The 13,484-nt window shown below is 61.0% G+C and carries 11 protein-coding genes; 2 read left to right on the top strand and 9 right to left on the bottom strand.

Translation table 11 applies throughout. The annotated features are described in order from the left end of the window. Positions 1-5: 5 nt before the first annotated feature. The 8 genes from J2X53_RS06250 to J2X53_RS06285 form a co-directional block, all read right to left on the bottom strand. Positions 6-1,235, bottom strand: coding sequence for a ferric reductase-like transmembrane domain-containing protein (locus tag J2X53_RS06250; protein ID WP_349036613.1), 1,230 nt, complete (start codon positions 1,233-1,235; stop codon positions 6-8). 361 nt (positions 1,236-1,596) lie between these two features. Beyond that, on the bottom strand, positions 1,597-3,567 hold the full coding sequence (locus J2X53_RS06255; protein ID WP_349036614.1) for a 3-hydroxyacyl-CoA dehydrogenase NAD-binding domain-containing protein: 1,971 nt from the start codon (positions 3,565-3,567) through the stop codon (positions 1,597-1,599). An 83-nt stretch (positions 3,568-3,650) separates the two neighbouring features. Then, positions 3,651-4,418: a FadR/GntR family transcriptional regulator gene (locus J2X53_RS06260; RefSeq protein ID WP_349036615.1), complete on the bottom strand. Its 768-nt coding sequence runs from the start codon at positions 4,416-4,418 to the stop codon at positions 3,651-3,653. A gap of 129 nt (positions 4,419-4,547) precedes the next feature. After that, positions 4,548-5,510: an ABC transporter permease gene (locus tag J2X53_RS06265; protein ID WP_349036616.1), complete on the bottom strand. Its 963-nt coding sequence runs from the start codon at positions 5,508-5,510 to the stop codon at positions 4,548-4,550. Then, complete coding sequence (locus J2X53_RS06270; RefSeq protein WP_349036617.1) at positions 5,507-7,057, bottom strand: sugar ABC transporter ATP-binding protein; 1,551 nt, start codon at positions 7,055-7,057, stop codon at positions 5,507-5,509. Before J2X53_RS06270 ends, J2X53_RS06265 begins: the two co-directional genes overlap by 4 nt. 70 nt (positions 7,058-7,127) lie before the next feature. Next, positions 7,128-8,072, bottom strand: coding sequence for a sugar-binding protein (locus tag J2X53_RS06275; RefSeq protein ID WP_349036618.1), 945 nt, complete (start codon positions 8,070-8,072; stop codon positions 7,128-7,130). A gap of 66 nt (positions 8,073-8,138) precedes the next feature. Next, positions 8,139-9,128: a substrate-binding domain-containing protein gene (locus tag J2X53_RS06280; protein ID WP_349036619.1), complete on the bottom strand. Its 990-nt coding sequence runs from the start codon at positions 9,126-9,128 to the stop codon at positions 8,139-8,141. A gap of 50 nt (positions 9,129-9,178) precedes the next feature. Next, positions 9,179-10,153 carry an NAD(P)-dependent oxidoreductase gene (locus J2X53_RS06285; protein WP_349036620.1) on the bottom strand — a complete coding sequence of 325 codons (975 nt, stop codon included), beginning with the start codon at positions 10,151-10,153 and terminating at the stop codon, positions 9,179-9,181. Positions 10,154-10,307: 154 nt separating this feature from the next. Here J2X53_RS06285 and J2X53_RS06290 point away from each other — a divergent pair, with 154 nt between their 5' ends. Then, on the top strand, positions 10,308-11,048 hold the full coding sequence (locus tag J2X53_RS06290; RefSeq protein ID WP_349036621.1) for an ATP-binding cassette domain-containing protein: 741 nt from the start codon (positions 10,308-10,310) through the stop codon (positions 11,046-11,048). Positions 11,049-11,061: 13 nt separating this feature from the next. Continuing rightward, complete coding sequence (locus J2X53_RS06295) at positions 11,062-12,063, top strand: ABC transporter permease (RefSeq protein ID WP_349036622.1); 1,002 nt, start codon at positions 11,062-11,064, stop codon at positions 12,061-12,063. Between the two features lie 40 nt (positions 12,064-12,103). Here J2X53_RS06295 and J2X53_RS06300 read toward each other — a convergent pair whose 3' ends face one another. Next, on the bottom strand, positions 12,104-13,291 hold the full coding sequence (locus tag J2X53_RS06300; protein WP_349036623.1) for a response regulator: 1,188 nt from the start codon (positions 13,289-13,291) through the stop codon (positions 12,104-12,106). Positions 13,292-13,484: the final 193 nt, after the last annotated feature.

Consider the following 13,484-nt stretch of genomic DNA (forward strand, 5'->3'; position numbering starts at 1 on the left):
GAAATTCACCGGAATTCGAAACGCTCAAAATGTACCGACCGGGGCGCTTTCCCGGCGGCTTTCAGATCTTTTATCAACCCGTCGCGCATCGGGGCCGGTCCGCAGAACCACAGGCTGGCCTGCCCGATCTCAAACGGCAGGTAACTGACCAGTTTGGCCGCATCAAAGCGGCCATCGGTATCCGACATGTGCAGTTTCAGCGTAAAGCCCGGCACCCGGTCCGCTGCTGCGCGCAGGCGGTCCAGCGCGACACCTTCGGCCTCGTTCCTGACGCAGTAGATCAGCACAATCTGTTCGGCATCGTCAGGCTTCAGATGATCGGCCCAGGCCAGAAACGGGGTGATGCCGATGCCCGCCGCGACCCAGACCTGTTTGGCCCCGCCGCGATGGTGGTGAAACCGGCCATAGCCGCCCTCGACCCGCGCGGTATCGCCCACCGCGATCACATCGCGCAGATGGCGGGTGTAATCCCCCAGACCCCGGATCGAGAACTGGATGCCGCCGCCGGGCCGCACCTGCGACACGGTAAAGGGGTGCGGCTCGCGCAATCCCTTTGACGAGAAATGCACGAATGCAAAGCTGCCGGGCCGCACATTCACGCCCCTGCCTACCGGCTCCAGATCCACGATAGTAGCGGCGGCATGTTTGTCCACCGCGACCACGCGATAGCTGCGGCGGCGCAACAGGAACCCGAACTGCGACCACAGAAACGCCGCTGTCCCGGCCAGCGCCACGATGTTCAGCCAGACCGACAACAAGGCATTGCCGTCAAACGGCGCCTTGACGAAAGACTGATGAAACGCCAGCGCGATGAACACCACCCCCAGCAAGCGATGCGACCAGCGCCACAGCCCATAGGGAATTTCCCAGGTGATCTTTGGCATCTTTGGCACGCGTTTGAAGAAACTGATCAGGATCAGCACAACCAGCGCGATGAATGCCACTTCGGCCACTTCGACCGCCAGTTGGCTCAGCGCTGCGTTCACCTCCAGCCCGTCGGTGGCAATCTTGATCTGCTGGTGCAGAAAGGCGGTGGTCAGAATGATCATGCCGGTCCATTTGTGAACCCAATAGATCTGGTCCAGGCCGCCAAAGGCCGCATCAAGGCCCGGCAGTCGCGCTGCCAGAACCAGATTCATCGCCATCAGGCTAAAAGCCACCGCGCCCAGCGCAATCACGGGCCATGTTTTACCCGGAAGGTGGCCTGCTGCTGCATAAGCCAACATCACGGGCATCAGGACGCCCAACACAAAGAGGGATACCTTGCCAATCAAAACGCTTCTTCCAATCAGTCTTCAAAAAGTCGGGGCCAAAACCCCCTTGGTGCTTATTATTCGCACAACTTTCTGTGAAAAAAATGATTCTTAAAAGTAGCGTATTCACTACCATTCACAGAAATACCGGCGCCTGTGGACCTGGAAGCCCGGCTGACAAAAGGTTTGGCAACCATAAGATGTATTTTGCGGGTATTGCGCTGATCTGGGCCAGAGGTTCAAAATATGGAGCCTCGACCGGCCGATTGTGAAACTCCCGGCCACGGGGGTTGTTTACAATTTCGCGCGGCGTGTCTGTCCGGGGAAAAAGACTGCAGCGCCGTCAATCAGTTGATGAAATAACGCCCGTTGCCGCCATGTGCATCGGTCCGCCCTTGTGGCGCGGAAACCCAAAGCCGGTGACCATGACGACATCAATATCACCCGCGCTTTCTGCGATGCCTTCTTTCAACAGCGCCTGACCTTCGGCCTGCATGATACGCAGAATCCTGGCCATGATCTCATCACTGGCAAACGCACGCCGTGTAAGCCCGGCGCGGACGCTTTCCTCTGTGATGATGCGCTCCACTTCGGGATCAGGGGTGGCACGGCCCGTGCTGTATTCGTACCAGCCCTTGCCTGTTTTGCGCCCCAGCCGGCCTGTTTCACACAGCCGGTCGGCAATATGGGCGTAGCGTTCACGTGAGAGCCGGTTCGCGGCTTGGGCTTTGCGCTGCGCCCGGGCGATATCCAGCCCGCTCATGTCCTGCACCGCAAAAATGCCCATGGCAAAGCCAAAGCCCTCCATTGCGGCGTCAATCTGCTGGGGCAGCGCGCCTTCTTCCAGCATGAATTCACACTCGCGGCGACAGGCCGACATGATCCGGTTGCCGATAAAACCGTCGCAAACGCCTGCCACGACCGCGACCTTGCCCAGACGCCGCGCCAGCGCCGCGCCCGTGGCCAAGGCCCGCGCCCCGGTCTGATCGCCCCGCACCACCTCGAGCAATTTCATCACATGCGCGGGGGCAAAAAAGTGCAGCCCCAGAATGCGTGACGGGTCGCGGGTCAGCCCGGCGAGTGTGTTGAGATCGAGATAAGACGTGTTGCTCGCCAGAACAGCGTCATCCGGCATGACGGTATCAAGCCGGGCAAACACCTGCTGCTTGACCGCCATATCCTCAAAGACCGCTTCGATCACCAGCGGACAACCGGCGAGGGTTGCACAGTCGTCGCCCGTGGTCAGGCGCGCCAGCGCAGCATCGGCCTTATCCGGCGCGACAGCCCCCCGCTTCACGCTGGCAGCGAGCGTCTCCGCGACACGGCCCTGCGCGTCAGCAGCGGCAGAGGTATCGCGTTCAATCAGGTGAACCTCTGAACCGGACACCAAAAGTGCAGTGGCAATGCCAGCGCCCATCGTGCCCCCGCCGATCACACCGACGCGCGACAGATCAGCAGGCACAACGCCTTGCGACTTCAGGCTTTTTCCGGCTGCCCGTTCGGCAAAGAAAATGTGGCGCAAAGCCGCTGCCTCGGGTGAAGCAGACAGCCGCAGGAACCGCCCGCGCTCTGCCGCCAGCGCATCGTTCGCCGCAGCCGTGGCGGCAAAGCGCAACGCAGCCAACGCCTCCAGCGGTGCGGCGGCACCGCGGCTGCGCTTGCGCAGCGCCGCCTCCTCTGACTCCCAATCAATACCTGCGCCTGATATCAAAGCGCGTGACAAGGTCGGACGTGGCGCGCCCTGAGCTGCCAGCTCGCGGGCAAGCGCCTCGGCGGTCGCAATCAGGTCATCCTCGGCAAGACGGTCGATCAGACCACTTGCCAGTGCTTGCTCTGCGCCGACCGGCTTGCCCCCGGTGACCAGTGCAATCGCATCGGCCATGGGGACCAGACGCGGCAGGCGCACAGTGCCACCAGACCCCGGAATGATGCCAAGGTTGACCTCTGGCAGACCCATTCTAGCGGATCCGCTTGCAACGCGCCCATGGCATGCCATTGCAAGTTCAAGCCCGCCTCCCAGTGCGGTGCCGTGGATCGCCGCGACCCACGGCACGGGTGAGGATTCGAGTGCGGCCAGAACATCGGGCAGGAATGGCGCCATGGGTGGCTTGCCAAATTCCCGGATGTCGGCCCCGGCAACAAAACTGCGCCCCGCGCAGCATAACACCACCGCTTTTACCTCAGGCCGATGCGAAATCTGTTTCTGCGCGTTCAGCAGGCCAGCCCGGACGGCTTGCCCCAGAGCGTTGACAGGGGGGTTGTCGATGATGACGCGGGCCAGATCGCCATGTATCTCTGTGGTTACGCATTCCATCGCCTGGAACCTCACTTTGAATGACTGCCCCGCTTATAGAAGCGCCGCGCGTTACCGTAACCCAACAATCGGTTCAGGCAACGTCACACACCCTGATTGGGCGCTGGTGGTTCCATCATTCCCTTTTTCTGCAAGATGTCATCGGTATTGCTCAGCAACGCCTTGACCGCGCGACGGGCGGCGTCTGGCCGCTTCAGCCGGATCGCGCGCTCTATCGCCTCATGCAGATCCTGTGCATGGCGGAGGTCATTCGCCTCACGCGTGACCAGGGTAAACAGATAATCCAGAGAGGAATCGATCATGGCCCCCAGCGGCATCAGCAATTCGTTGCGCGTTGCGTTCAGAATGGCCTGATGAAACCTCCGGTCGGCACGGGTGCGCTGTGACAATGTGGTGGCTGTGCCCATGTCCTGACAGGCGGCGCTGATCTGGGTCATCTCGGCCTCACTCCGCATCCCGGCGGCGAGGGCAGCGGCTTCGGGTTCAATAATATGGCGCAGTTGCTGAACAGATCGCATCAGGGCGTCACGATGGGGAGACTGGGACGCCCAGGCCAGCACATCACGATCCAGGTGGTTCCAGTTTTCGCGCGGCTCAACCCGGCTGCCGATCTTGGTGCGGGAAACCAGCAGATTTTTGGACATCAGCATCTTGATGGCTTCGCGGACAACCGAACGGCTGGTGCCGAACATTTCCGACCATTCCGCCTCGTTCGGCAGGATCGAACCGGGGGGATAGTCGCCTGACACAATGCGACGCCCGATTTCCTGGGCGACGGAGAAGTGGGCGAAAGATCCGGTCTGTCGCGGCAAGCCTGCCCCGGACTGCGACGCGGCCTTTGCTGTTGGCACTGCGGCTGATTGCGCCGTCTTGTCCTTTTCTTGCCTGCCCGCCACAAAACACCTGCCTTTTCTATGCCTGCCAATCCCTATCGCCAGAGGATGCGCCTGACAACGCCTGCATTTTTCAGCCTCCCGGCGTCAGGACCGGGATATGGCGCGGTCTTTTCGTCTGGCAAACCAATTGTCTGCGAGAACGCCCAGAATGATCACCGATCCCATGACAGCGAAGTTGAGCGAAGAGGGAATTCCGAGCAGATTCACCAGATTTTGCAGAACCTGAAGCAGGACGGTGCCCAGAACGACGCCAAGAATCGACCCCTCGCCCCCACGCAGCGAACAGCCGCCCAGAACGGCTGCAGCGATGGCGTAAAGCTCGTAGAAATTGCCATGGGATGAGGGTGAAATTGATCGGGTGTACATTGCCAGATAGATCGCAGCGATGGCGGTGAGCACGGCGCAGAGCAGATAGGCGGTGATCAGAACTGCAGTCGTGTTGATGCCCGAATAGCGCGCAGCCTGCGGGTTTCGTCCGGTGGCCAGAAGCGTGCGGCCATAAACCGAACGGTGCAGCAGAATACCCGTCACCACTGCAAGAATTACCATCGTGGTCAGACTGTTCGGCACCCCCAGCACACGCCCGGTGGTCAGCCATTCCAGCCCCGGAAAACTGGCGCCAAAGGCAAAGCCTGCGGTGGCATCCTCGGTGTAATAGCGGGCGATGCCGCGATAGATCAGCAACCCGCACAGCGTGACGACAAAGGGTTGCAGACCAACGCGCGCAACAAGAATGCCATGCAGCGTACCGATCACCGCCCCGATGGCCAGAACCAGAATGACAGCGGCAAGCGGCGACAAAACGCCATTGCCGACCAGATCAACAAAGATCACGCCCAGCAGCGCGATCACGGAACCGGATGACAGCTCGATCCCGCCCGAGATGATGACAAAGGCCTGAGCAATGGCAAAGATGCCAAAAAGCCCGATCAGATTGGCCGTGTTCGACAGGTTGACCGGCGACAGAAAGCGCGGGTTGAGAAAGGCCACCACCCCGGAAACAATAAGGATCAGGATCAGAAGGCCAAGATTCTTGCGGTCAATCATGCGGTTTTCTCTGTTGTTTCTTCTGCGGTTTCTTCTGTGGTTTTCACTGCGGTATCGTGGCCGACTGCCAGGGAAAGGATGGCATGTTCGGACAATCCGGCGCGGGTCAGGGCGCCCGCAATGCGGCCTTCGTGCATGACAAGCACACGATCAGCCACACCGATCACCTCTTCCATGTCAGAGGAAATCATCAGAACCCCGACGCCCTGATCGGCCAGCGCGCGCATCAGGCGATAAATCTCGGCCTTGGCACCGACATCGACACCCCGCGTCGGCTCGTCAAACAGGATCACGCGGGGGGACAGCGCCAGCCAGCGGGCCAGGACTACCTTTTGCTGGTTGCCACCAGACAGGGCTGAGGCGGGCAGGGTCAGGTTTGCCGCCCGCAGGTCGAGGGCCTTTTTCTGCCGGCCGGCCAGCCCGGCCTCTGCCGTGTGGTTCACAATGCCGTAGCGGGAAAGCGCACGCAGACTGGGGAGCGAGATGTTCTGCGAAATCGGAAAGTCGAGGATCAACCCATTCTGCTTGCGATCTTCGGGCACCAGAAAGATGCCCCTGGCGATGGCCTGACGCGGTGTGGTTATGGTCAGGGGCTGACCCTCCAGCATGACCTGTCCGGCCAGTGCCGGCGTCAGGCCAAAGATGGTTTCGGCAAGCTCGGTGCGACCTGCGCCGATCAGGCCCGCAAGGCCCAGAATCTCGCCCCTGTGCAACGTCAGATCGACAGCACAGGCGGGATAGCGGGGGGTTCTCAGGCCCGAGATCTGCAAGAGTGGCGGACCAGAGGGAGCGGCCGGGGGCCTGTAGAGCGCCTTCAGGTCGCGCCCGATCATGTGCCGGATCATCACCGGAGCGCGGATATCACTCCGGTCAAGATCGGCGACATGGTGGCCGTCGCGCAGCACGGTGACCCGATCGGCAAGCCGCTCAATTTCGCCAAGACGGTGGGTGATAAAGATGATTGCCACGCCATCCCCCCGCAAGGCCTCGATCACGGACAGCAGGCGGTCGGTTTCCGTCGCTGTGAGCGAAGAGGTCGGCTCATCCATGATGATAAGCCGCGCCTGCAGGGACAGGGCCTTTGCAATCTCTGCCAGCTGCATCTGCGCCAAAGAAAGCCGCGCCAGTGGGGTGTCGCCGGTAAATGTGGCCCCAAGGCGGGCAAGCAGCACATCGGCGTGGCGGTTCATCGTCTTTGTGTCGACCAGCCGCAGCGGACCGAACCGTGTCGGCATCCGCCCCAGAAAGATATTCTCCGCCACAGTCAGGTTGTCAAAGTTTGACAATTCCTGATGCACGAACGCAATTCTGGCGGCCATGGATCGTTGAACGCTCAGCCGGTCCACCTCCACGCCGTCCAGCACAATCCGGCCGGAATCCGGCACGTAAACCCCGCCGATGACCCGCATCAGCGTGGACTTGCCCGCCCCATTTTCGCCGACAAGCCCCAGCACCTCGCCTTGCGAAACATGCAGATCGACGCCTGACAGCGCGGGAACCACGCCAAAGCGTTTATGTATGCCGGTCAGCTGAATAACGGGTGTCATGGGAATATCCTGAAAGAAATGCAGGCCGGAACGGGAGGAAACCGGGACCGGCCTGCATCTGGCCAGAGTTTCAGCCCGCAATGCGGGCCTTGAGCTCGGCCTCGAACGCATCGACGTTGGACCCGTCGATGATGGCGGTCGGCACGATGACAAGGGCGTCGGCCGGGATCATGGAGCTGTCACCCTCCAGATGGGCGGCCATCAGCTTCATCCCCTGATATCCCCATTCATAGGGCTGCTGGACCACGGTGCCGGCAATGGTGCCTTCCTTGACACCGCCCAGAGTGATCGGATCTTCGTCAAAGGCGACAACGGTGATTTCACCCAGCTTCCCGGATTCCTTCAGCACCTCGTAGATGCGCGGTGGATTGTAGCTGTAAAAACCCACCATGCAGTCAATATCCGGGTTTGCGGCCAGCGCATCTTCGACGTTTCTCTTGGCGCGGGTCATGTCGATGTCATCGCCGCGCACGTCGATCAGCTGGACATTCGATCCTTCCAGCGCGGCCTTCATCCCGTCAATCCGCTCCCGCGCGTTATCGGCACCCAAAAGGCCGACAAAGCCGATGCACTGGCCGCCGTCGGGCATCGCCTTCAAAGCGATCTCACCGGCCTGCCTGCCCGCATCGGTGTTGGACGAACCGATATAGGCCACCCGGTTTGAATCGGGCGCATCGCTGTCTGTGGTGAAAAGCGGAACCTGCGCACCGATACGGTTCAGGGCGTCGGTGGAGGATTTCGGGTCGACAGCCGAAACCATGATTGCGGCCACCCCGGCGGCCACAAGATCATCCATCAGGCGCTGCTGAATCGCGGCGGCGGCCTGCTCGGGGTACTTGAACTGCAGGTCATAGTCCGGCAGTTCTTCCTGCGCCTTTTTCACACCGGCTTCAGCCAGCTTCCAGAAATCGGAAGCCCCGTTGACGACAAAGGCGAGGGTCTTTTTGTCTTGCGCCTGGCTTGTGGTTGCGGCCAGCGCAACAGCAAGGGCGAGCGCGGAAATCCGGGCTTTCATTTGGGTCTCCATTGTCAGGGGTTGGATGCCGGGGCAGAGCATAGGGACCCCGCCCCGGCGCTGCCGTCAGCCGCCGATGCAGCTTTCGGCATTCTCTTGGGTGCATTCGTCAAGGCCGGTGAAGATCACTGGTTCGACGGCCGTCCCGTTCAAAAGATCCAGCATCACGGTGGGCGCACGATACCCCATCTCGAACGGACGCTGGCCGACCTGGACATGGCTGCGACCCGCTTTCAACGCGTCCATCTGCGGCGGAAGCGTATCACCGGCGACAATGACCATCGACTGCGCGGTCAGCTTGTCCATCACCTGATCGGTGACCTGTGCATAGGCCTGCGGGGCAAACTGCGCCCAGCCGCCGATCAGCATAAACGCGGTCAGGTCGGGATTGGCGGTAAAGGTATCGGCCATCTGCTGGTTCGCCAGATCAATCTGGTCATTGGTAAAGACCGGGCACCCGGCAATCTCGGTCCAGCCGCCCTGACCTTCCAGCCGCTCGATGCCTTCCTCTCCCGAAAGCGTGTCCCGGGTGCCCGCCGCACGGGCATTGATATTTGCCGCCGCGACGTTGCCAAGCTGCAGACAAACCGTGCCACCCTCGGGTTTCAACGCCTTGAGATGCTCGGCAAATTTGACACCCATCAGATAGTTGTCGGTGCCAAGATAGGTGGCGCGCAGAGCGGCATCCTCGGGCAGAAGATCGGCGTCGATGGTCATGATCGGAATCGACGGTGCCTTTTCACGCAACAGCTTGGCCATCAGCGGCGCATTTGACGGCGAGATGGCGATGGCAGCAATGTCGGGCCGGTTCAGCAGGTCTTCGACGATCTGCACGGCACCCACCTCATCCGCCGAAGAGGCCGGGCCAGTGTAAAGACACGTATAGCCCGAGCCGGTGTTTTCGGAATTCCACTTCTGGCACCCCTTGTTGATCTGTTCAAAAAACGGGTTGTCCAGACCTTTGACCACAATAGCCAGGGTCTTGTCCTGCGCCCATGCGGCGCCAGAGAGCAGTAGCGCGGCCAGCGTGCTGGCCATCAGGATCTTGCGGTGCATATCGTTCCTCCCGAAGTTTGTTGGTTGGCTTTGCGGCCCGGGGGCCAGGGTCAGCCCGGGTACCAGACCCGGCGCGGATCATCCGGCGCGCGGGCAAAGGCCCAGGATTCGGTCACAAGACGGTGGGTGTCATAAGCGGGGCGCCACCCCAGCTCGGACCTGGCACGGGCGTTCGACAGCCAGGTGGAGTGGTAGCCGGACCGGACAGGGATCGACGGCAACCCGCGGGTTTGTGCAAGAATACGGGCGACCTCGGCATAGTCGACCGGTTCGTCCATCGCGATGTTGTAAAGCCTCTGACGCGCCGCCGGAGCGGTCAGTGCCGCGCAGATGGCAGAAACAAGGTCTGAGACATGAACAAAATTACGCTTCAGCGGCTGACCGTCATGGTCCTGCAACAGGGGAATTGCGCCGGTGCGGATCGCCTCGGCGCTGCGATCCGGCCCGGCAAGCGCAGCCCAGTCCAGTCCGCCAAAACGGTCAGGACCAAACGACAAAGACGCGCGGAAATCATCCTTCTCCATGATCCATGGCGCGCGCAGGCAGGTCCAGTCCAGATCATATTGCTGGCCAAACTGGCTCAGCATCACTTCCTCCAGCACTTTGGACAGAGCGTAGCAGCCCGGATAGGCGCGGTGCGGCGTGGTCTCGGTCACCGGGCCGTCATGGGGATAGAGAAAATGCCCTACCGCCGCATCCCCGCCGATCAGAACAAAGCGGCGGGCAAGCGGATTGTTCCGCCACGCCTCCAGCAGCCAGAACAGGCCCTTGACTGTCACGTCCATCACATCATCCGGCACCTCTTTGCAGGTTGCCAGATGGACGACATGACTACAGCCCGCGACCGCCGCCTCGGCCGTTGCACGGTCAGAAAGCGACCCCTTGAGCGTGGTCAGACCCGGCTGGGGCGCAAGATCACGATGGTGCAGCAGAGCGCGGATCGTGGCGGTTGGAAATGCAGTTGGCAGCTTTGCCAGCAGCGCCTGACCCACCTTTCCCGCCGCCCCTGTCACCAGAATCTGCATGTGCCCTCCTGATCCTTTCCGAGGTGATAAACGGCGTCAGATATTCTGGTCAACACTTTTATCGGACAAATAGGATAAAACGATTAAATAGGTCTATTGACGGAAGCATTGCCTTGCGGCCATAAAGCGCTGAGGCAGCATGAAGAGGATGGAAATGTCAGTCCTGAGACTTGAAGGCGTGGCCAAGAACTTCGGCGCGATCGAGGCGCTGAAGGGTGTGTCGCTGCAAATCGGCAAGGGAGAGGTGATCGGCCTGATGGGTGACAACGGCGCGGGCAAATCCACGCTGGTCAAGATCATCGCCGGGAATTTCCGCCCTTCGGCCGGGCAGGTTTTCATCCACGACAAAGAGGTGACGTTTTCCGGCCCGCTGGATGCCCGGCGTCATGGCGTCGAAATCGTGTATCAGGATCTCGCGCTTTGCGACAACCTGACGGCCGCCGCGAATGTCTTTCTGGGGCGCGAACTGACGCGCCGCCTTGGCCCGGTACGGATCAATGACTATGCTGCCATGAACCGTCGCGCGGGCGCGCTGTTCGCAGAGCTGAAGTCCGAAACCCGGCCGCGCGATCTGGTGCGCCAGATGTCAGGCGGGCAACGTCAGGCGGTCGCCATTGCGCGCACCCGGCTTTCAAACGCCGATATCGTCCTGATGGACGAACCGACGGCCGCAATTTCCGTGCGGCAGGTGGCCGAAGTGCTGCGCCTGATCCGCCGGATGCGTGATCAGGGTGTTGCCGTCGTGCTGATCAGCCACCGGATGCCTGATGTCTTTGGCCTTGCTGACCGGGTGGTCGTGCTGCGCCGCGGGTCCATCGTGGCCGACAAGCCCGTAGGAAGCACCTCGCCCGAGGAAGTGACCGGACTGATAACCGGAGCCATCGAACATGCCTGACGGAAAGCCCCCGATGAACAATGCCGAACTCACAAGTGTCATAGATCAGCAGACCAACACGCGGGTGACCGCTCTTTTTGCCGAACAGGCCACGTGGGTCTTTCTCGCGGCGGTTCTGGCGGCGGTGGTGCTGGGCCTGTCGACAGACACCTTTGCGTCGTCGCAGAACCTTTTCAACGTCAGCCGCAACTTTGCCTTTGTCGGTCTGGTCGCTCTAGGGATGACAGTGGTGATCATTTCTGGCGGGATTGATCTTTCCGTTGGGTCAGTGGTCTGCCTTGCCGCCATGGTGCAGGCCATCGTGATGAACGCGGGGTACGGGTTCTGGACGGCTGCGGCCCTGTCACTGGGGGCTTCGGCTTTGGTCGGTTTCGTGAACGGTGCGTTGATCGCATGGCTGCGGATGCCGCCCTTCGTGGTGACATTGGGAATGCTTTCGATTGCCCGCAGTCTGGCGATGGTGCTGTCTGGCAACCGGATGATTTACGAATTCGGGCCGGATCAGGCGTTTTTGTTTGCCCTTGGCGGTGGATCGACATTCGGCATCGCGCATCCGGTGATTGCGCTTGCCCTTTTCGGCTGCGTCACTGCCTTTCTACTGCGCTGGTCGCAATGGGGCACGCATATCTTTGCCATCGGCGCGAACGAGCGCGCGGCAGTGCTGACGGGTATCGCGGTGCCGCGGGTCAAGATCAGCGTCTATGTGTTTTCGTCCTTGATGGCAGGCATCACCGGCATACTCGAAGCGGGCTGGCTGGGTGGCGTCACGACCAATCTTGGCCAGTCGATGGAACTGGCCGTGATTGCCGCCACGGTCATCGGGGGGGCCAATCTGCTCGGCGGATCTGGAACTGTTGCCGGTGCCGTGGTCGGGGCAGCGCTGATCGAAATTATCCGCAACAGCCTGATCCTGCTGGGCATATCGACCTTTTGGCAGGGAGCGTTCGTCGGATTCTTCATCATCTTGGCGGTGGCATTCGACCGGATTCGCGCCCTTCGCACAAACCAGCTATAGGCAGCGCCGTCGCTGGCAGTCCAGTGGGTGCAGGGCACCCCTAGCCCCGCGCCACACCCTTGCTTGCAACCGGCGGGTGCCCTGAAGCAAAGAGTGCGTTTTCAATCGCTGTCTGTGCGCGATGCGTCCGGTCACGGCCGGGACGGACAGCCGGACCCACGTAAACGGTGACCCCGCTGTCGGGTATCGCGTCGCCATACCCGGCCTGCCCGTGCAGTTGATCTTCGATAGCGCGCTCAAGGCCAGCCGGGTCAGGCAAATTCACCCCGCTGGACACCAGAATAAACCGTCCCTCCCCGATGTAAGACATGACACAGGGTTGTTTGGTAAAGAGAGTGTCGAGTGCAACAACCACAGGCGCGAGCGCGACCGGCGCATCGGCCGATCCGGCACTGTGGTGAACCTCAACCGCCATGACATAGGCCCGTGACAGCGCCACGCCCGACAGGCGGACCAGATAATTTTGCAATGCGGCATGCTCGATCAGCGACGCGACGCCCGCAATGGACCCCGGCGTCGGCACATCCCAGCCCGCATCGCCGATACCGCCGTCGGAGTCTGCGACCACCGTATCGACCTGGGTGAGCAGTATCTTGTCCTGAACATTCCGCAGACAGGTGCCGAAAGCGATGACATCGAACGGCTTGGTGATGTAATCCGACGCTCCGGCCCGGAAGGCACGGTCAAGGAAGTCAAAATCCTGCATCGCCGTCAGCATGATGATCGGCGTATCCCGATAGGCAGGGATACGGCGGATGCGGCCGCAAAGCTCTATCCCGTCCATCCCCGGCATGTTGATATCCAGCAACAAGCAATCAAATGGTCTGGAAGACTGTTCCAGAAATGACAGCGCCTGCGCGCCGGAACTTGAAATTGTCGTGTCCGCACAGCCAATCTCTGCCGCGATTCTGGGGATCAACCCGAGGATGATCGGGTCATCATCGACAGCCAGAATTCGCATGCCCCGCTGTGTGAGATAGGCCGCAGGCAGGTCTGGTTCGGGAACGGATGGTCCGGCATCCGCCGGGAATGACACATCTTGCCAGCCGTCTGAATCACGCTCTGTGCGTTTGCCTCTGAACACAAAGACCAGAGCCGCGCCGAGTACAGAGGCGGCCCCGATCAGGCTGTAGAGCAACAGCGCGAACCAGAACGATGCACCCAGACTCAGGGCGACAGCAAAGCTCAGGGTTCCAGCCAGAATGCCGATGGCAACAAAAGCAATCATCTCTTCAACGACCCTCGCATTGGCGCTCACTCAGGGAAGGCATAGCGGACGTTCTTGAATGAGTAGTTAAATAGTGCGGCAAAATAATGGCAACCGGATGCGGCGCTGGTCGTATGAGCCTGCAAACCCCCGCTTTGCCTGTCCGGCAGCAGAGCGGCTGCGCGCATACAACGAACAGATGTGCGACCTTCGC

The organism is Pseudotabrizicola sp. 4114, from assembly GCF_031457365.1.
Classification (GTDB): domain Bacteria; phylum Pseudomonadota; class Alphaproteobacteria; order Rhodobacterales; family Rhodobacteraceae; genus Pseudotabrizicola.